The 25,158-nt window shown below is 51.4% G+C and carries 32 protein-coding genes; 14 read left to right on the top strand and 18 right to left on the bottom strand.

Annotated elements, in window-relative coordinates:
- The first annotated feature begins 9 nt into the window (after positions 1-9).
- From UNDKW_RS21815 to UNDKW_RS21825, 3 genes are all read left to right on the top strand, one after another.
- A complete protein-coding gene (locus tag UNDKW_RS21815; protein WP_162060437.1) occupies positions 10-1,152 on the top strand; it encodes a PLP-dependent aspartate aminotransferase family protein in 1,143 nt (380 codons plus the stop codon).
- A 79-nt stretch (positions 1,153-1,231) separates the two neighbouring features.
- The gene (locus UNDKW_RS21820) at positions 1,232-1,924 is read left to right on the top strand and encodes a hypothetical protein (protein ID WP_162060438.1); all 693 of its coding nucleotides are present in this window, start codon (positions 1,232-1,234) and stop codon (positions 1,922-1,924) included.
- A gap of 311 nt (positions 1,925-2,235) precedes the next feature.
- A complete protein-coding gene (locus tag UNDKW_RS21825; RefSeq protein ID WP_162060439.1) occupies positions 2,236-2,457 on the top strand; it encodes a hypothetical protein in 222 nt (73 codons plus the stop codon).
- 125 nt (positions 2,458-2,582) lie between these two features.
- Here the strand turns inward: UNDKW_RS21825 and UNDKW_RS21830 are convergent, their stop codons facing one another.
- Positions 2,583-3,068: a tetratricopeptide repeat protein gene (locus UNDKW_RS21830; RefSeq protein ID WP_162060440.1), complete on the bottom strand. Its 486-nt coding sequence runs from the start codon at positions 3,066-3,068 to the stop codon at positions 2,583-2,585.
- Positions 3,069-3,182: 114 nt separating this feature from the next.
- Entirely contained in the window at positions 3,183-4,568 is a 1,386-nt protein-coding gene (locus UNDKW_RS21835; RefSeq protein WP_162060441.1) for a S9 family peptidase, read from the bottom strand.
- 321 nt (positions 4,569-4,889) lie between these two features.
- On the opposite strand from UNDKW_RS21835, the gene UNDKW_RS21840 reads away from it, so the two are divergent.
- Positions 4,890-5,855 carry an IS110 family transposase gene (locus UNDKW_RS21840; protein ID WP_162062063.1) on the top strand — a complete coding sequence of 322 codons (966 nt, stop codon included), beginning with the start codon at positions 4,890-4,892 and terminating at the stop codon, positions 5,853-5,855.
- 29 nt (positions 5,856-5,884) lie between these two features.
- Here the strand turns inward: UNDKW_RS21840 and UNDKW_RS21845 are convergent, their stop codons facing one another.
- Both UNDKW_RS21845 and UNDKW_RS21850 read right to left on the bottom strand, forming a co-directional pair.
- A complete protein-coding gene (locus tag UNDKW_RS21845) occupies positions 5,885-6,178 on the bottom strand; it encodes a hypothetical protein (protein WP_162060442.1) in 294 nt (97 codons plus the stop codon).
- Between the two features lie 64 nt (positions 6,179-6,242).
- On the bottom strand, positions 6,243-6,839 hold the full coding sequence (locus UNDKW_RS21850; RefSeq protein WP_162060443.1) for a DJ-1/PfpI family protein: 597 nt from the start codon (positions 6,837-6,839) through the stop codon (positions 6,243-6,245).
- 87 nt (positions 6,840-6,926) lie between these two features.
- Here UNDKW_RS21850 and UNDKW_RS21855 point away from each other — a divergent pair, with 87 nt between their 5' ends.
- Positions 6,927-8,261 carry a PLP-dependent aminotransferase family protein gene (locus UNDKW_RS21855; protein WP_162060444.1) on the top strand — a complete coding sequence of 445 codons (1,335 nt, stop codon included), beginning with the start codon at positions 6,927-6,929 and terminating at the stop codon, positions 8,259-8,261.
- Between the two features lie 91 nt (positions 8,262-8,352).
- Here the strand turns inward: UNDKW_RS21855 and UNDKW_RS21860 are convergent, their stop codons facing one another.
- The 3 genes from UNDKW_RS21860 to UNDKW_RS21870 all read right to left on the bottom strand — a co-directional run bounded on the left by UNDKW_RS21860 (position 8,353) and on the right by UNDKW_RS21870 (position 10,476).
- On the bottom strand, positions 8,353-8,757 hold the full coding sequence (locus tag UNDKW_RS21860) for a hypothetical protein (RefSeq protein WP_162060445.1): 405 nt from the start codon (positions 8,755-8,757) through the stop codon (positions 8,353-8,355).
- A gap of 27 nt (positions 8,758-8,784) precedes the next feature.
- The gene (locus UNDKW_RS21865; RefSeq protein ID WP_162060446.1) at positions 8,785-9,336 is read right to left on the bottom strand and encodes a hypothetical protein; all 552 of its coding nucleotides are present in this window, start codon (positions 9,334-9,336) and stop codon (positions 8,785-8,787) included.
- A gap of 225 nt (positions 9,337-9,561) precedes the next feature.
- Complete coding sequence (locus UNDKW_RS21870; protein WP_162060447.1) at positions 9,562-10,476, bottom strand: hypothetical protein; 915 nt, start codon at positions 10,474-10,476, stop codon at positions 9,562-9,564.
- Between the two features lie 248 nt (positions 10,477-10,724).
- Here UNDKW_RS21870 and UNDKW_RS21875 point away from each other — a divergent pair, with 248 nt between their 5' ends.
- A complete protein-coding gene (locus UNDKW_RS21875) occupies positions 10,725-11,408 on the top strand; it encodes a hypothetical protein (RefSeq protein ID WP_162060448.1) in 684 nt (227 codons plus the stop codon).
- Between the two features lie 121 nt (positions 11,409-11,529).
- Here UNDKW_RS21875 and UNDKW_RS21880 read toward each other — a convergent pair whose 3' ends face one another.
- From UNDKW_RS21880 to UNDKW_RS21890, 3 genes are read right to left on the bottom strand one after another with little or no spacing between them, the layout of a single operon-like run.
- Positions 11,530-12,738: an aminotransferase class V-fold PLP-dependent enzyme gene (locus UNDKW_RS21880; RefSeq protein WP_162060449.1), complete on the bottom strand. Its 1,209-nt coding sequence runs from the start codon at positions 12,736-12,738 to the stop codon at positions 11,530-11,532.
- Positions 12,735-13,199, bottom strand: coding sequence for a RidA family protein (locus UNDKW_RS21885; RefSeq protein ID WP_232063082.1), 465 nt, complete (start codon positions 13,197-13,199; stop codon positions 12,735-12,737). The genes UNDKW_RS21880 and UNDKW_RS21885 overlap by 4 nt, the downstream gene beginning before the upstream one ends.
- A gap of 11 nt (positions 13,200-13,210) precedes the next feature.
- Positions 13,211-14,185, bottom strand: a complete 975-nt coding sequence (locus UNDKW_RS21890; RefSeq protein WP_162060450.1) for a quinone oxidoreductase — start codon at positions 14,183-14,185, stop codon at positions 13,211-13,213.
- Positions 14,186-14,284: 99 nt separating this feature from the next.
- Between UNDKW_RS21890 and UNDKW_RS21895 the strand changes: the two genes are divergently transcribed.
- The 4 genes from UNDKW_RS21895 (at position 14,285) to UNDKW_RS21910 (ending at position 16,679) form a co-directional block, all read left to right on the top strand.
- On the top strand, positions 14,285-15,208 hold the full coding sequence (locus UNDKW_RS21895; protein WP_162060451.1) for a LysR family transcriptional regulator: 924 nt from the start codon (positions 14,285-14,287) through the stop codon (positions 15,206-15,208).
- Positions 15,209-15,462: 254 nt separating this feature from the next.
- Positions 15,463-16,146 carry a DUF3106 domain-containing protein gene (locus UNDKW_RS21900; RefSeq protein WP_162060452.1) on the top strand — a complete coding sequence of 228 codons (684 nt, stop codon included), beginning with the start codon at positions 15,463-15,465 and terminating at the stop codon, positions 16,144-16,146.
- A gap of 95 nt (positions 16,147-16,241) precedes the next feature.
- Positions 16,242-16,385 (top strand): hypothetical protein, encoded by a 144-nt coding sequence (locus tag UNDKW_RS21905; RefSeq protein WP_162060453.1) that lies wholly within the window; start codon positions 16,242-16,244, stop codon positions 16,383-16,385.
- Positions 16,386-16,397: 12 nt separating this feature from the next.
- Positions 16,398-16,679: an ExbD/TolR family protein gene (locus UNDKW_RS21910; protein ID WP_370529147.1), complete on the top strand. Its 282-nt coding sequence runs from the start codon at positions 16,398-16,400 to the stop codon at positions 16,677-16,679.
- Positions 16,680-16,729: 50 nt separating this feature from the next.
- Here the strand turns inward: UNDKW_RS21910 and UNDKW_RS21915 are convergent, their stop codons facing one another.
- From UNDKW_RS21915 to UNDKW_RS21940, 6 genes are all read right to left on the bottom strand, one after another.
- Positions 16,730-17,170 (bottom strand): hypothetical protein, encoded by a 441-nt coding sequence (locus tag UNDKW_RS21915; protein WP_162060455.1) that lies wholly within the window; start codon positions 17,168-17,170, stop codon positions 16,730-16,732.
- Between the two features lie 229 nt (positions 17,171-17,399).
- Positions 17,400-18,176: an ATP-grasp domain-containing protein gene (locus UNDKW_RS21920; RefSeq protein WP_162060456.1), complete on the bottom strand. Its 777-nt coding sequence runs from the start codon at positions 18,174-18,176 to the stop codon at positions 17,400-17,402.
- A gap of 276 nt (positions 18,177-18,452) precedes the next feature.
- Entirely contained in the window at positions 18,453-18,905 is a 453-nt protein-coding gene (locus UNDKW_RS21925; RefSeq protein WP_162060457.1) for a cache domain-containing protein, read from the bottom strand.
- 179 nt (positions 18,906-19,084) lie between these two features.
- Positions 19,085-19,345: a hypothetical protein gene (locus tag UNDKW_RS21930; RefSeq protein WP_162060458.1), complete on the bottom strand. Its 261-nt coding sequence runs from the start codon at positions 19,343-19,345 to the stop codon at positions 19,085-19,087.
- Entirely contained in the window at positions 19,323-19,802 is a 480-nt protein-coding gene (locus UNDKW_RS21935; RefSeq protein ID WP_162060459.1) for a hypothetical protein, read from the bottom strand. Before UNDKW_RS21935 ends, UNDKW_RS21930 begins: the two co-directional genes overlap by 23 nt.
- Positions 19,771-20,628 (bottom strand): oxidoreductase, encoded by an 858-nt coding sequence (locus tag UNDKW_RS21940; RefSeq protein ID WP_162060460.1) that lies wholly within the window; start codon positions 20,626-20,628, stop codon positions 19,771-19,773. Before UNDKW_RS21940 ends, UNDKW_RS21935 begins: the two co-directional genes overlap by 32 nt.
- A 201-nt stretch (positions 20,629-20,829) precedes the next feature.
- Here UNDKW_RS21940 and UNDKW_RS31205 point away from each other — a divergent pair, with 201 nt between their 5' ends.
- From UNDKW_RS31205 to UNDKW_RS21955, 4 genes are all read left to right on the top strand, one after another.
- The gene (locus UNDKW_RS31205) at positions 20,830-21,402 is read left to right on the top strand and encodes an AraC family transcriptional regulator (RefSeq protein ID WP_370529045.1); all 573 of its coding nucleotides are present in this window, start codon (positions 20,830-20,832) and stop codon (positions 21,400-21,402) included.
- A complete protein-coding gene (locus UNDKW_RS31210) occupies positions 21,285-21,770 on the top strand; it encodes a helix-turn-helix domain-containing protein (protein ID WP_370529148.1) in 486 nt (161 codons plus the stop codon). Before UNDKW_RS31205 ends, UNDKW_RS31210 begins: the two co-directional genes overlap by 118 nt.
- A 63-nt stretch (positions 21,771-21,833) precedes the next feature.
- Complete coding sequence (locus tag UNDKW_RS21950; RefSeq protein WP_162060461.1) at positions 21,834-22,391, top strand: hypothetical protein; 558 nt, start codon at positions 21,834-21,836, stop codon at positions 22,389-22,391.
- 16 nt (positions 22,392-22,407) lie between these two features.
- Positions 22,408-22,842: an EamA family transporter gene (locus UNDKW_RS21955; RefSeq protein ID WP_162060462.1), complete on the top strand. Its 435-nt coding sequence runs from the start codon at positions 22,408-22,410 to the stop codon at positions 22,840-22,842.
- Positions 22,843-23,233: 391 nt separating this feature from the next.
- On the opposite strand, the gene UNDKW_RS21960 is transcribed toward UNDKW_RS21955, so the two are convergent.
- Positions 23,234-24,253, bottom strand: a complete 1,020-nt coding sequence (locus UNDKW_RS21960; RefSeq protein WP_162060463.1) for an alpha/beta hydrolase — start codon at positions 24,251-24,253, stop codon at positions 23,234-23,236.
- 424 nt (positions 24,254-24,677) lie between these two features.
- On the bottom strand, positions 24,678-25,151 hold the full coding sequence (locus UNDKW_RS21965) for a MarR family winged helix-turn-helix transcriptional regulator (protein WP_162060464.1): 474 nt from the start codon (positions 25,149-25,151) through the stop codon (positions 24,678-24,680).
- Positions 25,152-25,158 lie beyond the last annotated feature (7 nt).

Genomic DNA, 25,158 nt, shown 5'->3' on the forward strand with positions numbered 1-25,158 from the left:
AGTATAGCCATGACTGACATCAATACCAGCCTCGTAAAACCTGCCAGCGATATCCCGGATGGATTTGCGTCGTTGTCGCAGGGTGTATTCCATGCATCGACTATCGTCTTCCCGGATGTTGCATCATTCCTGCGCAGGCAGGCGCAGGCACATACGGGTTATAGCTACGGGCAAAATGGCACGCCCACCCACTATGCACTCGCAAATAAATTGTCTGAGCTTGAAGGTGGTGGCCATACCGTGTTGGTGCCCACTGGCCTTGCCGCGGCGGTGCTGGTCAACAGCATGCTGCTGGCTGCCGGCGACCATGTGCTGCTGCCAGACAGCATCTATGGCCCGACGCTGGAGACCACCAAATCCCTGTTTGCCAAATGGGGCGTGCGCCACAGCATTTACCCGAATGATATTGGCGCTGGCATCGCTGATTTTTTTGGACACAATACCAAACTGGTGTGGACAGAAAGCCCTGCTTCCAACAGCATGGAAATGCAGGACATACCCGCTATCGTTGCTGCTGCCCATGCGCGCCAGATCAAGGTAGTGATGGACAATACCTGGGCCACGGCACTGGGCTTCAGGGCGCTGGATGCCGGCGTCGATTTCAGCATACAGGCGCTGACCAAATACGTGGGCGGGCATTCTGATTTGTTGATGGGTGCAGTCAGCACACGCGATGAAGCAGCCTACCATGCACTGCGTGACACCGCAGAACTGCTGGGCTATTACGTCGCCCCTGATGAATGCTTCCTGGCGCTGCGCGGCTTGCCGACATTGGCCTTGCGGCTGGAAAGGCAATATGCATCTGCCCTGCGCATCGCCGCATTCTTGCAAAGCCATGCCGCGATAGCCCAGCTCAATTACCCACCACTGCCGGGGGACACATATCACCACTTTTGGAAACGCGATTTCAAACTCGGCAATGGCTTGCTGTCTTTCAGTCTGAAACAGGATGATTTGCCCGCAATAGAAAAGTTTGTCGCCGCACTACAGTTATTCACGCTAGGCAATAGCTGGGGTGGTGTGCACAGCCTGATTGCGGTTGCCCCACAGCGCGCGCCAAAAACCGGCTGGCTGCTGCGCCTGCATGTGGGGGTGGAACATGTTGATGACTTGCTGGCAGATCTTGAACGGGCGCTGGCTACCTTGGACTAATAATGGCCTGTGTTAGACTGGCAGCATACAATAGTGGACTGTACCAGCCCAGGCAGGCCAAAACAGATATTCCCCCTATATGACCGAAAGTACAGATTCCATACACCAGATACCCGTCGCGACAGATACGTGCAAACAGCGTTTAGATTTGCAAACACAGGTACAAGCGGACTTTTTTGCGGCTCTTGAAGCAGAACTGCGCAGCCTGGTGTATGACCGCCTGCTTGTTTGCCGCAAGCGGATTTTTACAGACACCATACAATTATTTCGCGCAAGGCTGGCGAAATATGTCAGCGCCATTGGGCTCTGTCTCTCGGTGGTATTGATTTCCCTGGATGGATCAACAATGCATGGCATCAGGGTTGATCTGCTACTTTTTTTCCTGTTCTCTGTCGCTTTTTTCTGCACCTGGGATACCGACAGGTTCCTGAAAACACAGGAAAAAATCATCCTGCCCTATTGGCGCCGGATTGCCAATCTTAGTGCAGCCAAAATACTCAAGGCCCCAAAAAAAGTCTTGCCATTCACTGCAGAATATCAGTTTCGTGATGATGTCGTCTCTTGTTACCGCATCAACACAAACGGCAACAGGCTGGCCTGGAGCAAAGCACTGGAAGGCTGGTACTTCAGTGGACAACATGTCACCATGCTGTTCAAGAAGAAAACTTCAATCCATCCCTACCTGCTCATCATGCACGAAGCCCCGCAAGAGTTGGCCTTGTATCTGGATGCACTGAGCTTACAGTGTATTGACAGTATCCAGGCTACATAGATTTGAGGGGCGCGCCACGCGCACCGATTTACAATCAGTGAATGGGGCGCATGACGCATTTACCCAATTGCGAACGTCGCCACCTACATAGCAAATGCAGAACATATGCAATGCACCGTAAGCTGGCGGTATGCAGCACGCTATCTTCTCTAATAAAGCGTCATATAGCCTCTTGCAAAAATCTGGCGTATCCGCAAATACGCGATATTGATATTTCAAATATAGAAAGCCCATCATGAACCAGCACAGCAAAAAGTTCTTCATGCCACACAAGGCGGCAATCGGGCCGCCCGGGGTATTGAGGAACTATCATGAAAGATCTCTCTCGTGCTTTGCGCAGGCATCATGCTGCGCGCCTGAAGAAGAAACGTCAGTATTATTTTTATAGCTGGGAAGAAAAGCTCAGTGTCTTGCGCCTGGGTATGGTCTTGCATACACCAACCACCTGCAGTTGCCATATGTGCGGCAATCCGCGCAAGTATTTCAAGGAACGTACCGTGCAGGAAAAACGCTGGATGCAGGTAGTTGAATAAGCGAATGCTAGCGGTATAAGTTCAGCATAACTGCAGGCAGTCATCGGACAGAAACTCAGGATATAGTCTGGGTTTCTGTCATTTTCTTGCGCTACATGTGTACGATTACGCGACGCCATTCGCCCCTACGAATTGATTTGCTTCAAAATTTTGTGTGCCTCATCATGCGTATCAGGCATGACATTGTCTGATTCAAGGGATATATTCAAATATTTAACTGCTTGGGCTCTACTTTGCTTTGTTCCTTTATGGACGCAAATTTTTGCCAAAGCAATTGCAGCGTCACCGTCGCCGCTATGTAGAGCTTTTAAAAACCAATAAGAAGCACGCTTAAAATTGCCCACATTACGATACCATGCACCGATATTCATAAAAGCGCAGATGTCCTTATTTTTTGCAGCCTTTTTATACCAGAGCAATGCTATATCCTTATTTTGAGGCACGCCGACACCTTCGTCCAGGAAATAGCCAATAGTGTTATAGGCATAAATTTCGCCCTGATTGGCCGCTAAATGTAGCAATTCAAAAGCTTTCTCGTTTTCTCCGCCGTCCCATGCATCGTTGGCCTGGTCAAATAAACTTTGAGATGAATTCTCGTCCGCCTTAATCATCGCATTTTCTTTCAATTCAATTTAGATGACACGTAGAGACATAAAAATATCAATAGTCATCATAAAGTCATGAGTACGATTACGCTTTGTTAATTGTACCTACACGGGTTAAATTTATTGTTGCAGTATCCAACCAGACATAGCTTCTAAGGCTGTAGGTGACAAAGTTTCGTCGATTTTTCCGTATTCAGCCGATGAACCGGTGGTCGCGGTTTGGAACAGATGGTTTAGTTTAGGCAGTTCTTTGATCACGACGTTTTTGTTTGCTTTCATATTGGCACGAATGCCATCGAGATTCATTTTAGCGGGAACTTGCAGATCCAATTCGCCATTCAAAACCAGTGTTGCTTGCTTCACTTTCGCCAGGGTCGGTGCGGGGTCGTATTTGATAAATGCTCTAAACCAGGGCCTTTCCAATCTGCTTAATTGTTTTGCTCCTGCGCCCTTGTCCAGATCGCCGTTTTTTTCCGCTTGGTCGAAATATGCTTTCAGTCGCTCGCTGATCGTCTTGTTGTCTGCACCTGAATTCATAATGGAATAGGCTTCACGAAATACTTTCTGAGCTTTCTCGACTTCGGCTTGGCTCTCACCATTGGCAAGTAAAGTTAGTCGACTCTGTTCCAGTAGTACAGCATCGGTGCGTACGCCAGGACCTGCCATCAAAACAATAAATTTCAGTTTGGGATTGTTTGCTGCCAGCATGGGCGCGATCAGACCACCCTCGGAATGGCCTATCACTCCCAGTTTGTCCTGGTTGATTTCAGAGTGGGTGCGCAGATAATCGACTGCTGCCTGGGCATCGTCGGCAAAGTCAAAGGTCGTAGCACTCTTGTAATCGCCTGTCGATGCTGCGATGCCGCGTTTATCGTAGCGCAGCACCGCGATCCCTTGTGTGCTTAAATGATCTGCCAACACCAGAAAAAATTTATGGTCTTTAATTGTCTCATCTCTATCATTGGGACCTGATCCATGCACCAAAACGACTGCGGGAAATGGACCTTTTCCTTGCGGTAGCGTCAGTGTGCCCGCCAAACTTATCTTGACTTTTGCATTTTGAAAACTCACATCTTTACTCGAATAGTTGCGCGGGCTTTTTGCTATTGCTTCTTCCTGCGGGCGCCTTTGCGTTTGTGCAGCTAAGGCTTCGGCGTCTAAACGCGTAAGCTTAAGTTTGAGTGACTGCCCTTGTGTCCATGTACCGAGCCATGCTTTCTGGGTCTCGTCCCATTTTGCTTCGTAGTTGGCGTTGTACTTCGCAATGCTAAAACGCATGAAATTTTCTCGAGCTTCTACTTTGTCGGCTTTAATGGTTTCCTTGTCGTCGTCAGGACTGATGATATTGACTTCGTGTTGGCCTGATGGTGTCTTAGTGAAGAAAATATTCAGACGAATCATGCCTTCTATTGAACCTGTCCAATCTCCCACGGGGTCTTCCGCGAATGCAGGCAGACTGGCTGACAAGGCGAACAGCGTGCCGCAAGTGATGAGAAGCTTTTTCATCTGGTATTCTTTCTAAGAGGTTGTTGCAAGCGCGGGGGTAGGTTTGACATACATACATTTTCAGCCCGGCGGGTAATTTCGCTTTTCTAATCGTACCTTGTATTATGACGCTTTCGGTAGTTATTCGTTAATATAGCGACCAACAAGTTCTTGGTAGGCATATCAAGATCGAGTGACTGGATGCCGCATCGTACCTTTGGTTTGAAACCTGCAACGTAGATTCCCGCACCAGTCACTCACCCCTCGTCTTAAATCGGACAGTATCTTTGGCCCAGCATGCTGGCAGCCCGCATTCACAAGGTTGGTTATCAGAGGATTTGTATGCATGATTTTCATTTAGGAATTGATGTCGCGAAGCTGAAATTAGATTGTACTTTGCGCCTGACATCTGGCAAATTTCGCCATAAGGTGGTTCAGAACAACCAACAAGGATTCCAGGACTTAGGCGTCTGGCTCAACAAGCAAGGTGCATCAATTGCCCATGTCTGCATGGAAGCTACTGGCGTCTATTGGGAGGCCGTGGCATACTATTTTGTTCAACATAAATTTCCTGTCAGTGTGGTCAACCCTGCGCAAATTAAGGCTTTCGGCGTTTCTCGCTTGGTCAGAACCAAGACAGACAAGATAGATGCGCAACTGATTGCTGAATTTTCTTTTGAGCGCAAGCCTGAACTTTGGATCGCACCGTCATTGGCAGAACAATCTTTACGCGCCATGGTGTTGCGCCTCGACGCGTTACAAGTCATGCGGACACAAGAGCTGAACCGGCTCGACGTCGCCCGTGATGCCATTCGACAAGGAATAGTTGATCATATCGAATGGCTGGATAAAGAAATCAAGTCACTTATCAGGTCTATCAACGACCATATGAACAACGATCCAGATTTAAAAGACAAGCAGAAATTATTAGACAGTATTCCTGGACTCGGTGACCGCACGATCGCTGTATTGCTCTCCTACTATGCTGATACTAAACGTTTTACTTCGGTGAAGAGGGCGGTGGCCTTTGCTGGTCTTGACCCGCAGCACCATGAGTCTGGCAGCAGCGTCTGTCGAAAAACAAAAATGTCAAAGGTCGGACACACTTTTATCCGTAAAGCACTCTATATGCCTGCCATGGTGACTTTGTATCGAACTACCTGGGGTAAGGCTTTCCAACAACGATTAGCTGCTGCTGGAAAACCTCCCAAGCTCATTATTGGCGCTATGATGCGAAAGCTGGTTCATGTCGCCTTAGGCGTATTGAAATCCGGCAAACCATTCGATGCTAGCTTACATTTAGCTTGACCGGAATAACAGTATCTACAAACAATGCCTTAGGACGCCGACAAAATCTCCAGCAGCCGCGCAAAGCCTGCTGGGATTTCATGCATCTGTTCGGGTGAATAAAGCACATTCAAGACCTGATCCTCCGCATCAAGATCAACGACGTCAATCGCCAGCCAGTCTTTGGACCAGAAATCGATCGCGCCGATTTTGGAGGATGATGAAAATTCCAGTCTTTTCAAATCACCAAAATCCCCTTCCAGATATTCAGTCCAGGTCAGGACATAGGAAGCGGGGATCAGAGGTTCTACAAGTTCCTTGAAGTAAGCAAGGTGTTCGTTCATATACTGGTGGACTGTAACAGTGGAAATCGGGAACACGCATCTTATCCTGAACCTGTCGCCGGTGTCACAAATACGGAGTGATATTGCGCATGGTGCGCTGTATATAGTCTTCTTTCTCACCGACTGGTGCAACATAGTGGATGGCGCTTTCTGCTGCTTCTGTTCCTGCCAGGCGGGCAATGACCCAGGCAGACAGGTATTGCGAAGCCAGGCAGCCACCTGCAGTGGCGACATTGTCTTTGGCGAAGAAGGGCTGGTTCAAGACTTCAATACCTGCTGCCTGCACCCAGGGTTTGGTGGTAAGGTCAGTGCAGGCTGGCACGCTGCCCAGCAAACCCAGTTTGGCCAGCACCAGCGTGCCTGAACACTGTGCGCCCAGGATTTGCCGGGCTGGGTCAAGCCGCAATTGCGCCATCAGGGCGGCGTTTTCCACCACTTCTCGGGTGCGCATGCCACTGCCGATGATGACGGCATCTGCTGCATTTGCTTCCTGCAGGGATATCTGCGACTCCAGCAAGAGCCCATTCATGGAACGAACCTGCGTTGCAGGACTGGCGATGGACACACGCCAGCCTGGCGTCTTGATGCGGTTCAAAATACCCAGAGCGATCAGGGAATCAAGTTCATTAAAACCTTCAAATGTCAGGATGGCGATGTGCATAATCTCTCTTTGGGTTTGCAATGGCGATGAGGCATAATATGCTGGCAAAACAATACAATCAAATAATTGTCATGGATACGCTTTAGTATGCCGCTGAGCCGCTATAAACAACTCGTCGATACAATCGCCAGCGAGATACGTTCTGGCCGCCTGGCGCCAGGCACCCGCCTGCCCACGCACCGCAAACTTGCGGCAACACATGGTCTGGCGCTGGTCACGGCCAGCCGCGTGTATGCCGAACTCGAAACCATGGGCCTGGTCAGTGGTGAAACCGGGCGTGGTACCTTTGTGCGTGAAACGACGCTTTCACCCGGCATGGGCATAGACCAACATGCGACTGCGACGGGGATGACTGACCTTAATTTTAATTATCCATCCCTGCCGGGCCAGGCAGAATTATTGCGCGCCGCCTTGCGCCAGTTAGCATCTTCAGGCGACATAGATGCACTGCTGCGTTATCAGCCGCATGGCGGCAGGCAGCATGAGCGTGCCGCCATGGCCCGCCATCTTGCCAGTCGTGGCGTTGATGTCAGGGCTGAGCAGCTAGCCATCGTCAGCGGTGCGCAACATGGGCTGGCAGTGACCGCCATGGCTTTGCTGCAACCGGGTGACGTGGTCGCTGTGGATGCGCTGACTTATCCTGGTTTCAAAGTTGTTGCACAAGCACAGCATCTGGAATTGTTGCCGATCGCAATGGGCAAAGACGGCCCCAACCTGAACGCGCTGGAAAAACTATGCAGGCAACGCAAAGTGCGGGCGGTATATACCATGCCCACCATGCATAACCCCCTGGGCCTGGTCATGGGTCTGGCATGGCGGCAAGAGCTGGTGCGCATCGCCCGCAAGCATGGCTTGCTGATCATGGAAGATGCTGCCTATGCGTTTCTGGCGACCAGGCCACCTGCACCACTGGCAGCACTGGCACCTGAGCTGACGGTGTATATATCAGGATTTTCCAAGAATATTTCTACCGGGCTCAGGGTGGGTTATGTCGCAGCACCCACGCAACACCTGCCCGCGATTGAACGTGCGATAAGGGCCACGACCTGGAACACGCCTGCCTTAATGACCAGCCTGGTGTGCAACTGGCTGGGCGATGGCACGGTAGCCCGCCTTGAAAAAGAAAAGCGTGCCGATGCAAAATCCCGGCAGGCACTGGCGGGAAAAATACTGAATGGATTTGATTACATCAGCCACCCGGCATCGTATTTTATCTGGCTGCCCCTACCCGCAGAGCTGCGCGCAGATCAGATAGCCATGGCACTGGAACGTGAGCAGATTGCCGTCTCAACGGCAGAACCTTTTGCGACCACAGAACAGGTGCCGCATGCCTTGCGTTTGGCACTGGGTTCGGTTGATATGGATATGCTGAAGCTGGCGCTGGAGAAAGTGAAGCATATAGTCAATCACTTTTCGTATTAAAACTGATGAGAGCGATCTGCTCTACCTACATTGTCACCTGCATTCACTTTCACGCCTGAGTGGATTCTTGGCCAAATCGTGGCACCAATTTTTAATCTACCGACCACCACAATTCAAGCGAGAAATAGCGATTATCAGAACGACGAACCATTGAGAAAGTAACTTCCATATCCCATCCCTTATCATCTGTTGTCATCACTATTTCATCATATTCAAGATCGGCTTGCAGCATAGTAATGAAAGTGCTTGCCAGTAAAACTGATTCTTCATTCGCCTCTTTGATACCATAATGCTGTTCACTCTGGCTTTGTTGCAAGAACCTGGCAAATTCTTTCACTTCTAATGTATTTAAAACTGCGTCTCCCGGCTTAAGCATACGACTGTGTGCTTGTCTAGACGCCTCTGTGTATGTGTAAAGGAGCCCGCCTTGATCATACTCGACGTCCGATTTTTCTTGTAAGACTTCAAGCAATTGAAGTAAATCCGTTTTTAGCATGCGCTTCTTTCTGTATATACAAGCGTTCTAACATTCAAGCCGCTGCAGCATGAAATCAACGAAGGCATCCAGCGTCGGTTGTGGCCCGGCACCCAGATTGGCATTTGTCCCCATGGCATCAATCTCGCGCAAAACCGTACCACCACCCATGGAGGTTTGGCCCAGTACATAGTAACGGATATGCTGGCTGGCCTTGTTACGCACGATGCCCGAGAAATGCGGTGCCAGCACCCAAGTGCCTGCGCTTTGCTTGACTTCTTCCAGCGACTTGCCCGTCAGGTCAACCGGCGTGGCCTGGGGATAAGCCAGCACCAACAAAGTATGGCTGGCATCAAGTTCACACTGATGCCAGCGGTATTGCGTGGCTTCTTCCTGCAAGCTGGGTATTTCCTGCGCTTTGCAGCCAAGGTGATAAAACAGGTAGTGGGAATTTTCGTCGGCTTTTTCGACAATATCAAACAATTGCGCGGCCTGGCGAAAGACATAGTGCGGCAATATCTGGTAGGCGATGTTATAAGACAATTGCTCCAGCGAAGTGCGTGCAGGTGGCTTGCTTTTGAAAAAGTCGAATAGTCCCATGGTGTGGCCCCGGATTTTTTGTATGTTTTCTCTTTGCCTCGCAAGAGACAGGATTGCAGATGAAACCATACGGGCGGGAGTTTTGTCAATTAGTCAGGTCGGACATGTGGGCAACAGTGGCAATTTCCTTGTTGGGGACGCCGTGCGCGCCAGGTTTATTGATGACAAAGACTGGTGCGCATGGCGCACCCTACAAGATCGTATTTCCTATCGCAAGGCTAACTATTACGCGTCCAGCCGCAGCAGCTTGCTCAAATCCGTGCTCTCTACCAGGGCATCATCCAGCCCTTCGTTCCAGTCGCCCAGGTTTTCTTCAGCGAGAAAACCTGCGACTTCCATCAACCGGTGCTCGTCATAGTCTTCAGCGAAACTGTCCTGCACTTCCCCCATCACCGCCGCAAACCTTTTATCCTTGCGCAAGGCGTTCAGGAAAATTTCTGTGACCTGCGCATATTGCGCTTTGTCCTCACCTGCGTAGATACGGGCGAATTCGCGTAATTTCCAGGCAGATTCAGGATCAGGCAAGATAGCCAACGCAGTGCTGACAAAATCTTCAAGCGCGATTTGCTGTTTGAAACCATGGCGATACAAGGCACGCAAGACATTCTCACCGCTATGCTGGCCATCGGCGCAAACACGCGCTGCCAGCAAGAACAGTGTCTGTTCTGTATAGCCGTATTTTTCAAAGAGTTTATCGATGAGCCTGTAATGATAGGTCTCATGGCCCATGTCCCAGTTGAACAGGAGTTGGGCAAATTGCGGTATATAGTTTTGATCAGCCAGCACCAGTTCTGCAATGGCATAACTGCCCCTGGGGTGGTATTCGTCCTGCCAGGTGTTGCTCTCATGATTGACATTGCTCACATATTGCGAGATCAATGATCTCAGGGCAGCAAACTTTACCGCTTCATGGAAGAAGGCACGTTCATGGACGATGGTGTCGCCATGCCTGAAAATGATCTTGTAATCACTGGATCGTTCTCCATTGCCAAGATCTAGAAATTTTTCCATGTCAGATGTAGCCGCAATCAATTGCTCGCAGGCTGCTTGCAGGCCAGTCTCATCCATCTGAATATCTATGGTGAGGACCAGCCAGTCGCCAAAATTTTTTCTGTCACCTGCATGTCGCCAGCGCTGCATCTGTCGTTCCTATTGAGAAGTAAGTTGGGAATTATGGCATTTTTTAATTAATGAGCCTATTGATGATATTCTCAAGCATAAATGTAAAAAAAACCAGATAAAATCACTAAGTACAGACATCAACTTTATGGTGAAAAGTTCTGTCACTCAGAGCTGTGGCAGTGGTTTGGTTTTCGCATTAAAACAAGGCTTACAATGATTTTAATTTCTAAAAATTCTGGCTTATCTCGGCGAGAAAGTAGTCACTAATGGGAATAATTGCCTTTGCCGGTTTATTGGTTTGCCTTGCAGGTGCAGTTTTACTATATCTAATCTGCGGATGGGTAGTCGATCGCAAATTCAGCGCACAAAGCGCCCGTCGTCGTTCTGTCATTCATAAACTCAGTGTATTCGTGCTTGTCCTTACGGCTTGGTTAGCTTTCAACTACTCTGATATCGTCAAACAACACCAGATAGACGCATTTACCCAAGATTGTGGCTGGAAAGTATATAAACAAGCGGTCGATGTTGAAGGCGTTTATCTGGAAGATGACAATACAGGCCGGTACGGTGATATCAATCAACTTTTTCTGGGTATTTACCCCCAGATTGAATATCAGGACAAGGGAAAAAAATTTCATGTAAAAAAACTAGGCAGTGCGGAAGAGTCAACGTTAGACAAGCGTACTTTCAGATACGGTTTTCGCAGGGAGCATCAAGAACTGCCGCATCAACTTACGCGATATGCCATCACCTACCTGGACTTTGATACACAAGAAAAGTTAGCAGAAGATATTTCTTACGAAATCAACGACACAAGCAATCCGGATTTCCTGTCCTTGATGTTTTTTTTCGTCAGTTATCAAAAGCATTCTTGCGAATGGGCGGGATCAATGGAACGTGAAAAGCGTTATAAGTCGGTATTGCGCCCCAAACCCGTAGAAAAAATCTGAATTAACAGAACATGCGTCGCAGCCATGGTGAAGAGCATGCAGATTCCCTGCAAGGTGCGCCATGCGCACCATGAGGTGACGATCAAAGTTAGCAGGCGGTGCGCACGGCGCACCCTGCAAATCAAATCATTGCCGCCAAAGCCCGCGCCAATATCTCCACATCATCCTCGGTATTGAGATAAGAAAACGACGCCCGCGCTATGCTGTGCAAGCCACGCGCCTGCATGTCCAGCGGAGTATAGGGCACGCCGTTTGCACCTATGTAGATGCGTTGCCGGGCGAGTTTGTTTTTCAGGCTCATCGCATCATGTCCTTGCAAGTTGAAAGAGACTATGCCGGATCGTGCGCCCTCCCCCAGGTCATGCAGGCTGATGGCCGGGATGGTCGCCAGACGTTCTCGGCAAGCTGCCGCCAATGCAGCACTGACGGCTCCCAGCTCGGCGACACCCATGTGCAATGCCAGCCTGACTGATTCTGCCAGACCCAGTTGCAGGGCGACTGCGGCTTCGCTGGTTTCAAAGCGGCGGGCGTCATTGCGCAGATGGGTTTCATTTGCCGCGATGGGGGCAGATGAGACATCGACCCAGGCGGGTTCCAACTTGTCGAGAAATGATTTGCGCACATAGAGCAAGGCGGTACCGCGTGGCCCGCGCAAGTGTTTGCGGCCTGCGCTCTTTAATACATCGCATTGCAGGGCTTTGACATCAACCGGTATTTGCCCTAGGGCTTGCCCGGCGTCGATGAGATAAGGCACGCCAGCCGCAGCGGCGACACGGCCAACGGAAACGGCGTCATTGATAAGGCCACCATTGGCGGGTAGCCAGGTCAGTGAAATCAGGCGTACATGTTTGTCGATCATTTGTGCCAGGGCATTTGCATCGACACTACCATCTGCTTGGCTGGGGATAGTCTCTACCGTCGCACCCGCGCGCTGTGCGGCACGCTGGTAATTAGCAAGGTTGCCGCCCCACTCCTGTCGCCCTGTCAGTATTCTGTCGCCCGGTCTTAATTGTCGCATGGCGGCAAATACGCTGCCAAAGGCACTGGAGCCAGAGCCCATGAGAGCGATTTCATCGCTGCTGGCATTGATCAGTGCGGCGACATCTTCACGCAGGCTTTGCAGCCTGTCAGCCACCAGCAGGGCAGCCTCCATGGGGCCGACCTGCGCTTCGAGATCAAGGTGGGCGTGTATGGCTTGCAGGGCAGCCCGTGGCAATAGCGAGGCACCGGCATGGTTCAAGTGCGTGCTTTTGTCGAGGCCTGGTGTTTGCGCCCGCAATTGCGCCAGTTGTTCAACACTGATCACGCTGTTAATCACGGGCTTGATCATGCTTCCACCAAAGTGACTATCGCATCGACTTCTACCGCTGCACCTGTGGGCAGGCTCGATACGCCTATTGCCGTGCGGGCATGGCGGCCTCGCTCACCGAGGACAGCAACGAAGAGATCAGAAGCCCCATTGGCAACGGTGCTATGGCCATCAAAGTCATGGCTGGCGGCGACGAATACGCCGAGACGCTGTACCTGTGCTATGCGCTCTATGTCACCGCCGGTGACTGCATCAATAACGGCCAGCAGGCGCAGCGCTGCCATTTGCGCTTCTTTGTGTGCTGCCTCGACTGAGCCGCCTGCACCCAGCACGCCGTCTTTGGCTGTGCCTGGATTGCCTATCTGCCCGGCGATGATGAGCAGGTTGCCTTGCAGGGTGTAGCTCAAATAATTGGCCGCCGGTGCTTTGACGGGCGGTAAAGTGTGGCCGAGTTCTTGCAGTTTTTTTGCGATCGTAGTCATGATGGTATTTCCTAAACGAGAGTGGGATTAATTGCTAACAAAAGCTTGCCTTGCGTACCGCGTTCTGCCAATGCTGCATGGGCTTGTGCGACTTCTGCCAGCGCATATTCGGCATGGATGCGCAACTTGACCGTGCCATTGGCCAGGTAGTCAAACACCTTGCTGGCATGCGCCTGCAAGACCGTCGGAGTTGTCAGGTAATGCGGCAAAACCGGTCGTGTCAGGGTGATGCTCTTACGCATGAGTTGCAGGACATCGACAGGATCAGGCTGGCCGCTGGCGGCACCAAATAAAACGACGTGGCCGCAAGGGGCGACGACATCCAGGCTTTGGGGGAAAGTACTTTTACCGACGGAATCAAATACGACATCGACACCACGCCCCTGGGTTCTATCGCGGATGTGGGCAAGCCAGTCTTTGCCATCTTCATACGTCACCGGCTGGGCACCAACGCTGCGCAACCAGTCAGCCTTGCTGGCGGACGATGCCGTACCAAATACCGTCAGGCCGCGTGCCACCAGTAATTGCACCAGCCAGCCGCCAACACCGCCAGCGGCAGCATATACCAATACCGACCCGGAGGCTGGCAGGCGAGCGACATTGTCGGTCAGCATGATGGCAGTCAGGCCGTGCTCTATGGCGGCGCAGGCATCACGCAGGCTGACTGCAGCGGGGATGCGTATCAGGTGCGCAGCAGGTACGGCCACCTGGCTGGCATAAGTGCCTTGCACGCCTGTGGTATAGGCTACCCTGTCGCCCGCGTGCCAGCCGCTGCCCGCCGGTGCAGTAGCGACTATGCCTGTACCCTCTATGCCCATGGGCCAGGGTTGTTTAACACCGGGGTAGCGGCCTTCACGCTGGTAGATATCGACAAAATTGATACCTGCCCAGGCAGCATTTACGATGACATCGCCGGTGGGTGCAGGCACATCCTGCAAGAGCAATTGCCCTGGCCCGCCAAACTGGTTCACAATGATAGCCTGCATGCTCTTTTCCCCGTCAAGTGTCGATGTCGCCATTATTGTCGTAACATAGACAGGTAAAAAAACGATACTTTCGCAATATGAAAGTGAGGAAAATTCAATATGCAAGGAAAACTGCCACCCCTGTTCACGCTGCAAGCCTTTGAGGCAGCCTCGCGCCTGGGTAGTTTCAGCAAGGCAGCCGATGAACTGAGCCTGACGCCGGGTGCCATCAGCCGCCAGATACGCCAGCTTGAAGACTGGAGCAGGCTGACCCTGTTCAAGCGCCACGGCCCCAAAGTAAGCCTGACCGATGACGGTGCAGCCCTGCTAACTCGCCTTGCCGGCCCCCTGTCTGCCCTGCACCAGGCGATTTACCCACCGGCAGATGCAGCAACAAAGACCCTGCACATCTCCACCCTGGCATCCATCGCCAAAGAATGGCTGCTGCCACGCCTGACCAGCTTCAGTGCGGCCCACCCGCATATACGCCTGATCATTGATACCGACTATGCGCTGGTGCGCCCTGCCCCGCGCGTGGCCATGGTGGCGATACGCCACGGTGCCAGGCAAAGTACAGACCAGATTTGCGAGACGCTGTTCACGGACCGCTTATTGGCAGTGACATCGCCAGAACTCAAGAGCAGGCTGGGTACAGATGCACGCCTTTGGCCCGCATCGATGATGCTGCAACACCTGTCACTGGACCCCGGCCACTGGCTGGCTGCCGCTGGCCTGCCTGAGGACTTCAGCCTGCAAGGCCAGGCCTATAACGATGCCGATGTCCTGCTTGAAGCTGCCCAGCACAGCCAGGGCATCGCCCTGGGCCGCCTGTCAATAGCCTGGAGACGCCTGCAGGCTGGCAGCCTGGTACTGGCTAACAATACCATCTGCCCTACCTCTCGCGACAATCTGCTGGTCTTGCGCGAAGACAGTGCGGCACTGCCCGAGGTACTGGCCTTTACCACCTGGCTACGCGAGCAGGCCAGGCTGTGGCAGATGGAAATGGACAACTTCGACAGCATGCATCATGTCGGACAGGGATGATAAGTATCTGAGTGTGTCCACAAAGCTATCACTGTGATGGAACTGATTGCTTTAATTGACAGATGAATGCGTGAAACAAGCAGCCAGCGCTCAACGCGACGCCCGGTGACGCTGACGAAAATCCAAATGAAGCTTACAATGGAGGAAACTTCATCTCTGCAATATGGTCTCATGCTGGTACAAGCGAGATTTTACAAACGCAATCTCAGGGCCTGTTGCAGTAATCCTGATTCGATCAATTCGAGAGTAGCGTCATGAAACCAGTGAACAAAACCATAGACTTGGCCAGCCTGAGCGCTTTAGCAGGCATAACAGCATTGGCCGGCTTGCTGTTTTTTAATATCCATGAAACAAGGCAGGCTGCTGTCGCTGGCCTGCAGGCCAGCAATGACGCTAAAATGGCCGCAGGCAATGCCAGGCCAGCATCGCGCCTGGTCGGTAAAGCAGAATGGTCACAATTAAGCGCAGCCCAGCAAAAAACCCTGTCGCCCTTGCTAAGCCAATGGGCCAAGCTTGACGACAAGAACAAGGCAAAGTGGATCACCATTGCCGACCGCTACCCGGGCCTGAAACCTGAAGAACAAAAACGCATACAAAAACGCATGGAACTGTGGGCGCAACTGAGCCCAGAACAAAAACAGATCGCCCGCCTGAACTACGCACAGGCCAAGAAAATCGAGACTGCCCAAAAAACCAGGCAATGGGAGCTGTACCAGCAATTGCCGGCAGAGAAAAAACAACTGCTGGCCAGCGGCGTACCTCTCCAGCTCGCCCCCTTGCCGGCCCCCAAAACCCTGGCCGATACGATTACGGCAGCCAGTACAGAAAACATCGCAGCATCAGCCACCGAGCAAAGCTCAGCCTCTGCCAGCCAGTCTGCTGACCTGGAGGTAACAGCTTCTCCCGCCAGCCATGGTGATTTGCCAGTGGCGAAGTAAGCATCATTAAACTGTACCCATCCAAACGACAGCTACTTGCGCCCTAAACAGATTAAGGCAATGCTAAGGCATCACACCGTCAGCAGGATGCCATCATGTTTTTTTCAACTTCAGCCAGACCAGACGAAGACAGTGATCGTCTATTGGGTATGAATATGACGCCCTTGATTGGCGTCATTCTGGTGCTGATGATGGTAATGATCATTGGCGTACCAAGGCAGCGGGATATGTTGCTATGAAAACTGTCAAGCCTGGCAAATGTTAGCTGCGACGGCATGATGGAAATATCCGTGACACAAATTGCTATAGATTTTGATGACAGCATATTGTGGAACGGGCATGTGATATATCTTGAGGAAATGCAAACCCGCTTGTCTCAGATAAACAAGACTGAAGCGTTGCCGCCAGCGGTATATTTGAAACCAAGTTTCATGACCAGCCATGCGAGCCTGGTATCGGTTACCAATAGCATACGGCGCAGCGGAATAGACAGCATACGTCTGGTGATGAGTGAGTTCAGGACGACATCGTAGAACCACAGAGTGCATTGTAAAATGCTCTGCACTCTACAGTCATATCCCAGTCAATAAGCATGTACCCGCATAGGCCCTAGTTTGACGATGTTTTCTTTGTTCTTTTCTATGAGTGCGATCATCTGCGCCCTTTTTTCTGGGTTCGCCTTTCCAAATTTAAAGCTGTAATAGGCAGCGGTAAAAGACAGGGCTATGACGCCTGTGCAGGCAGCGACAAACCACCATGCGTCGCGGTCGATTGGGCTGCCGGACAATATGATCAACATAGATAAAATCGACACAATAATCACAGCACCTATCAGTAACCTCAAATATGCAAAGGCGATAGATTTGAAATTGATGGGAATACGCAGGGTATGCGTATTGTCGATCACAATATAGCTGCCCTGATAAACCAGAGGTATCAAAGAAAAATGATGGAATCGTGTCGCTATATGCAAGTGACGATCAACAGACTCAACCTGCCCAAAGAATTTGGTACCATAAAACATCCTCTACACTCCAGTGAAATTTGCGCACAGTATCAACCTGGCGTAGCCGTGCCAGCCATCATTGCGATGCCGATCTTACTAGCTTTAACAATTGCAGACAAATGAAGTAAAAGTCTATCGCTTTAATGCCGTGACCGTAGGGCGCATTGTAATGCGCCGCATGAGAGCATTGCACGCCGGGGAAAATATCTGTGCCGTGTAGCGCGCCTGCAGGCAACTCACTGTGAGACTAGGCTTCAAACATTCCCACAAACTTTGCCGCATCCCATTTCTTGCGATCAGAAACCTGACCGTCGCCGAGTTCCATCAACCTGGCTACACCGTGACTATTCAAAACGATATCGATGGAAAAAAACGGGCTGTCTATTCGCCGCGCAATATCCAACACGATATCGGGCACGACATCTTCGCGCGCATACACCTGGTCACTCAATACAAAGTATCGCTCTTCTGTTTCAGGCAATAGTTCTTCAAACTCACGTACGCAGATGCCGCCTTCAATCTGGCCGCGGTAGCGTTCCATCAGACCGACGATTTCGCGCACCTCATCTGCATTGCGTGCTACTGATCCTCGGCTCGTGGTCAGGGACTTCACATAGTCCTTGACGAAATACGCTTGCCAGCCTGTGCTTGCCAGTGCCGCATCAAAGTCGTCATCGCGCGTCAGGAAAATGGTGCCCGGTGTCACGTCGCGGCAAGCCTCATACCATGCTGGCAGATAATGACATTGCCTGTATTGATGGGCAGTAGTGAGCAAAGCAGCATTTTTTGCTGCAATTGCCTGTTCCAGTTGGGCGTAGCGCTCTGGTGTCAGCATCCAACCCCTGTATAGTATATTCCCGGAAAACTGGTTTGCTGGTCTGGGCCTGAAGTCACCGGACGCAAAGTCTTCTGCCGAAAACAGGAAACAGGTCAGGCCTGCTGCTTTGGCCGCATGGAATTCTTCTGCATAGGCTTCATCAGGCTGGTTCTTGTCAAAGGGATCGCAAGGATAGAGGAGTTGCATGTTATATTTTTATGATTGTATAGATGATTGCTTGTGCAATTTCAGCCTGTCACTTCAGATGATTGAATCAAAGAAGAGATATCAGACTGGCCGTGACCGTAGAGCGCATTGTAATGCGCCGCATGAGAGCATTGCAAACGAGAGAGAAATACAGGTGCCGTACACGCCGCATGCATGCGGGCACTGCAATACGCCTTACGTATCAGCGTAATTCAGCGATTGAAAACGTGCGATCACTCTTTGCTAATCGCACCTACGCGATGCATCCCAACTACATCAATTGCCTTTATAAATCCCTGCTTCCAGCGTGTAGTCGCCGCTGCGTACATAGTACGTGGATTTATTTTCCAGTTGTTTGGTGACGGGATTATTGTAGCGGTAATCGACCCAGCCTTTGCCCTTGGCTTTTGCGCCTTCGACGATTTCCTTGCGGAAGAGTTTGCCGTCTGCATCTGGCAAGACGATCATGTTCTTGCCGATCAGCTTGGGATTGACGGGATGGGCCAGGGTGGTGCCATCGAGACTACGTACAACGAGATACATTTCGCCTTTGACAAATTCAGGGTTTTTGTTATTGACCTCTTTGATGAGTGCTTCAATACTGTTTTTCTTGACATAGGCCAGACCTTTTTCAACCATGTCGATGGCATCAGACGGGTTGTCGGCGTAAGCGCCAGGGGTAATCATGGAGCAGAACAAGACCAGAAAAATCACTGCACGTCGTTTCATCGCGTCTCCCCTTATGGTGATTTGTTGGCTCAGTATAGGCAAGTAGCATGGGCGAGACAAGTCAAATATCATTAAAGAAATACGGCATTGACATGTGCAAGCAAGATGGAGTTTAATGCGAAAATTACCAATTCAACACTATTACCAACTTGGTTCCAGCTAAACTAGCTGTGAGCAGGTCAGCTTGCATCCCCCTGCCACATCGATACGAAAAAACTATCCCCGAGTTCCTCCTGCAAATTTATTGCCAGCTCTTTAGCCATTGCGATGAAATCATTTTCTGCATCGATGCTGTCGAAACCGCATGTCTTTTGAGCACGGCCGATAGAATAGATCTTCCTGGCCTGCGTAGGCGCACAAAGCCATTCATCAATGCTATCCAATTGAAGTAAGAACCAGTTGTGAGTTGAGTTCTGATCAACCAGGGAAGTTGAAGTCACGTCTGACTGCGACAAAGCCGGGATAGGCAGTCTTCCTGACGAAACTCATATTTGCAGATTGCCACAAGGTGAGTATGTCATTATCTTGCGCAAAGATCAGGTAGCCATTTCCTATATAACCCAATACACCGAGCTTGCCTGCCCGCCCACCAGTAATATACACACTGGCCTCGCCAGTTTTGCTTATTTTGTGGATAAGTGAAATATTATCCTTGTCCCAGGAGCCGCCGACATAAATATTACCTTCAGCATCAATAGCAAAACCAGTGCTGGGTCTCTCCAGCTTGTGGAATACTTCCCCCTCGCCACCCTGAGTATATCTGCTGAGCTGTCCGCCAGAAGATTCGACCACAAGTTCATTGCCATGCGCACTGATATAGCAAGGATGAGCCAAGGCAGCCAGATCACGTACCTTGCCATGCTGATCAATGACTTCCAGCATAAGCAAAGTCACCATCTGTCGATACCGACAAGACCCGCCATTGCTGCAACTCTTGCTGGTGTTTTTCGAGGCTGGCGCCAACAACCTCTATCGCGTCGGAACCTGCGGCGTAACGCAATGGTGGTTCTGCCATATTGCTGAGGCTCACCACAGCAGCACCCAGTTTGACCGGGTCACCGGCTTGCTGGTGATTGTAGCTGGCGAAAGTCTCGCGGCTGTTGATGCCGCTGCTGGCGTAGTCGGCGATGGTTTTGTCACCATAGCGTACCGAAGTTTGATCCAGGAAATCCGTACGGAAGAAGCCGGGTTCAACGATGGTGATGTGTATGCCAAAGCGTGCCACTTCCAGCGCCAGTGATTCTGAAAAACCTTCTATGGCGAACTTGCTGGCGCAATACACCGATGCGCTTTCAAAGCCAGCGACACCACCTATTGAAGACAGGTTGAAGATATGCCCGCGTCTTTGCTCGCGCATCACCGGCAAGGCAGCGCGTGCCATGTTCATGCTGCCATACACATTGGTGTCGAATTGCTGGCGTATCTCTGCCGTGCTGATTTCTTCAAACAGGCCCAGCTGACCATAGCCCGCATTATTGACCAGCACATCCAGGCTGCCAAACTGTGCGCAGGCTGCCTTGACGGCGGCTTGTGCCTGGGCTTCATCATTGACATCGAGTGTCAATGCCAGCACCTTGTCGCCATAGCTGGCGAACTGGCTTTGCAGTTTGCTGATATCGCGGCCAGTGACGACAACCCTGTCGCCGGCATCGAGTGCGGCTTTGGCGATGGCTGCGCCTATGCCACGGGTGGCACCAGTAATTAACCAGGTTTTTTGTTTCATGATCTGCCTTTCAAGGATGACCGCTCATTGCGGAATGTAGCCATGATAGGCAGACAGCGTCATAAGCTAAATGCCGGAAACTTTCTGATTCTTGCCTAATCCTATTTCTGGCTTCATTCGGCGAGCAAAGTGCCCGGGATTATTGCTATGATGAATGCCTGTTCCTCTCTGGCTCATCTACAAGCAAGATATAAACAAACCATGCAAAACAAGGACGACATCAATCAGCAACTGGCCGCCATGGTCGCCACCTTGGCGCAGCAGGAAGGCTTTACTGCATCAGCACTCGACTATGTGCATTTCATGCGTAGCGAGCAAGCCTACAGCCGCACGCCGGTGATGTATGAACCCTGCATCTGCATCATCGTGCAGGGGCGCAAGCGCGCCTATCTGGGTGAGGCCATGTACACCTATGATGCGCGGCAATACCTGGTGGTATCCGCCCCCATGCCTTTTGAGGCGGATACTGAAGCAAGCGCCGAGCAGCCGATGCTGGGCATACACCTGGGCATACAGCAGACGCTGGCTGCCGAACTGGCACTGGCGGTGCAGGAAGCACAGCAGTTGCAAGCCGATGTGCCTGCCAACGCCACAATTACCCCACCTTCATGTATGCCACTCAGGTGGACGATACCCTGGCAGCCGCCGTGCTGCGCCTGTTGCAGGCACTGGCATCACCACTGGAAGCCAGGATACTGGCGCCTGCCATCGTGCGGGAAATTTATTTCCGCATCCTCATGGGTGAACAGGGTGCGGCAATGCGGGCGGCACTGAACCAGGGCAGTCACTTTCAAAAAATCACACGTGCCCTGCGCAAGATACACGATGGCTTCAGTGACAAACTTGATGTCGATAGTCTGGCGCGTGAATCGGGCATGAGCCTGCCCGCCTTTCATCTGCACTTCAAACAAGTGACTAGTACCACGCCTATCCAGTACATCAAGGCCATGCGCCTGCACAAGGCGCGCCTGCTGATGATACGTTCAGGCATGAATGCCTACACCGCATCGAATACCGTGGGTTATGAAAGCAGCTCGCAGTTCAGCCGCGAATTCAAGCGCCTGTTTGGCCGCAGCCCTCTCGAAGAAGTCAGGCAAATGCGCAGTGTCTTGCGCATGCACGAGGGTGCTGGTTTTTCTTAATCAAAATAGAAGGTAAAATAACACCACCCCCTAGCCTGCCTACCTTCAGTAAGGAGTGTCCCCATGGCGATCACCATAGTCAACAATACTGGCTACGAAGCGTTTCTCACCATCAACAAAGGTGACCTGGTCATCGCGCGCTGGGCACGTGTAGGTAGCAGCCACAAGTTGGAAATACCGACCCATATCATAGGCACTATCGTTGCCAAGGCCACCTTCCAGAACCGGGAATACGTGTCAGCCAGGATGCAGTTGAACGACACCGCCGCTTATATCGCCCAGATAGAGCAGGACCTGGAAAACAAGTCCTATGTATTGCGCCTGTTGGAAAGCGGCAGCAGCGAACCACCCTTCATGCAGTTGTACAAGACCTGCACACCAGCCGTCAGTTTCATCATCCAGATGCATGGCCTGTTCGAGCAGGAAATCACCCAGTCGCTCGGCTTTATGCCATTCAGATTAAGAAGCGGACCAGCCTATATGCTGCAAGCCGTTATCAATGGCATCACCCTGCCGCCGGTGCAATTCAGTGACGAGAATGCGACGATTACGGTAGAGACGGTGGAAAATGATCCCGCCGCAGGTTTTTACAGGCTGGACGTGGCGCAATCAAAAACTTGAAAACCTGGGGCAAGCAATGAGTACATCCAACGCCTGGTTTTATTGGGCTGCCCTGTCGGCGATGTTTGCAGCGATGACGGCCATTTTTGCCAAGATAGGCATACAGGGCGTAGATTCTGACCTTGCCACCCTGATCCGTACCGCCGTCATCATCGTCGTGCTGTCGCTGTTTGTGGTGTATGCCGGTAAATGGGCCAACCCGCTGGCCTTGTCTGGCAAGACCTGGTTGTTTCTGACGTTGTCCGGCCTGGCCACGGGCGCATCATGGGTATGTTATTTCCGCGCCTTGAAGCTGGGTGATGCATCCAAGGTCGCGCCTGTCGATAAATTCAGCCTGGTGCTGGTGGCGGCGTTTGCATTTGCGTTCCTCGATGAACGGCCATCCTTGCGGGAATGGGCAGGTATAGGCATGGTGGCGGGCGGGGTTTTGTTGTTGGCGTTTAAGCGGTGAGCTTGATTTATTGTTTTGAAAAAGACCAAAAATCTTACCACAGAGGCACAGAGACACAGAGAAAGCACGGAGAAAGGCTGAGAGATATGTGGGCAGTAGTAAATTGCCTGCATCTTTTAGTTCTCGTTGCCCCCTCTGTGGTGCAGCAGGGATTTCGAACGGCATGCCGTTCGCCTGCGTAACGAAGACTGCTTGCAAGCGGTCTTTCCTTCCTCTGTGCCTCTGTGGTGAGTGGTCTTAATTTAGTACGTAGGTTAGGCCGGGCCTCGTTAGGCTAAGGAGTATCAGCCCAACACTTAGCATTTGCAAACTATATGTCATTTGAAAGCCCAGTGTTGGGCTGATGAAGCGTAGCCCAACCTACAAACCTGGACAAGCTATCAAGCAGCCCTTACTTCAAACTCGCCTTCAATTCCCCACCTGCCTGCAACATCGCTGAGCGCACTGCCGGTACCTTGGCCAGCACATTCAACAAACCAAAATCATGGATCATGCCCTTGTAGCGCACGGTCGTAACCTTGACGCCTGCGGCATCGAGTTTGCGGCCATAGGCTTCGCCTTCATCGCGCAGGACATCGAATTCTGCGGTCTGTATCAGGGCTGGCGGCAAGCCCTGTAACTGCGCATTGCTCGCGCGCAGTGGCGATGCATAAATCTCCTGGCGTTTGGCAGCGTCGGTCGTGTAATTGTCCCAGAACCAATTCATCATATTGCGGGTCAGGAAATGTCCATCGGCAAACTGCTTATAGGATTCATTATTGAAATCAGCATCCGTTACCGGCCACAACAGGATTTGTGAACGCAGTTTGGGGCCGCCCTTGTCCTTGGCCATGAGACTGACCACTGCCGCCATATTGCCGCCTACGCTATTGCCTGCGACAGCCAGACGGCTGCCATCGACCTGGATTTCCTTGCCGTGTTCTGCAACCCATTTGGTGGCGGCATAAGCCTGCTGGATGGCGACGCCATAACCCGCTTCTGGTGAAGGTGTGTAATTGACGAAGATGGCAACCGCGCCGGATTCTGCCACCAGGTCGCGCACCAGTCTTTCATGGGTAGGATAATCGCCGAGTACCCAGCCACCACCGTGGAAGTACATAAAGCCGGGCAAGGTTTTTTTGATGCCAGCCGGACGCACGATCGTGAGTTTGATGTCGCCACCATCGACCCTGATGGTTTTTTCGGATACATCGGCAGCGGGCAATGTCAGCTTGACACCAGCCTGTGCACCGACCAGTACGCCACGTGCATCAGCTACTGGCAATTGTTCCAGCGGCTTGCCGCCCCCTGCTTCCAGTGCCTGCAAGAAAGCCTGGGTAGTCGGTTCAACACCGGGACTGCCTGCCGCAAAGGCATTGCTGATGGAGAGGCTGATGGCGGTTGCAGCGAGCAGGGATTTCAGGTGTGTCATGGTCATTTCCTTTTCATGTTATGGCAGTGTGATTACTGCGCGGTGACTACGTTGGGGTGCTACAAACTAGTTTTCTTTCTTCTTGCCAAAATCTTCTTTTAGCCATCAATTTAAATAAACAACTATTAAATAGCGCACTATATATTTACCAAACTGCTGAAGGCGTAACAAACTCACGGGCAGACAAAATCGCCCATGCTTATAGTGTCATTAGCCATCTCTTCAACATCAGCCGTGTCCGCAATATCCCGTAGGAGCGGCTTTAGCCGCGAACATCCAGCCATATCGATTATTCAAGTTGCGCAGCGATTCGCGACTGAAGCCGCTCCTACGTCATCAATGCAAATGAGCACTAACAAATAAAATAATAAGCTATTAAATAGCGCACTATATATTTAATACTCCAAAAATCTCTGAACTATCCTCACACATTCTTCATCAATGCCGCGCGCAGGGCCAGTATCTCTTGCTTGAGGTCACGCGCCTCATCGGCTGAACATTCTGTTGCACACAAGACCGAGGTCGGCAGACTGGCTGCCTGCTTGCGCAAATCACTGCCGGCTTTGGTCAGTGAAATGATCACCTGGCGCTCATCTGCGGCTGACCTGACGCGATTGATCAACTCCTGCGCTTCCATGCGTTTGAGCAAGGGCGTCAGCGTGGCTGAATCCAGTATCAGGCGCTCACCTATGTCATTGACGGTTTGCTCATCCTGTTCCCACAAGACCATCAGCACCAGGTACTGCGAATAGGTGATCCCCATTTGCTTGAGCAATTTGCGGTACAGCTTGTTCATCGCCAGCGAAGTCGAATACAGGGCAAAACAAAGCTGGTCACCCAGTTGCGGCGTTGCCGTTTGCTCTACTTTTGCTGCTGATTTGGCGTTTGCGGTTTTCATGCTTTGC

The sequence above is a fragment of the Undibacterium sp. KW1 genome (assembly GCF_009937955.1).
Classification (GTDB): Bacteria; Pseudomonadota; Gammaproteobacteria; order Burkholderiales; family Burkholderiaceae_D; genus Undibacterium.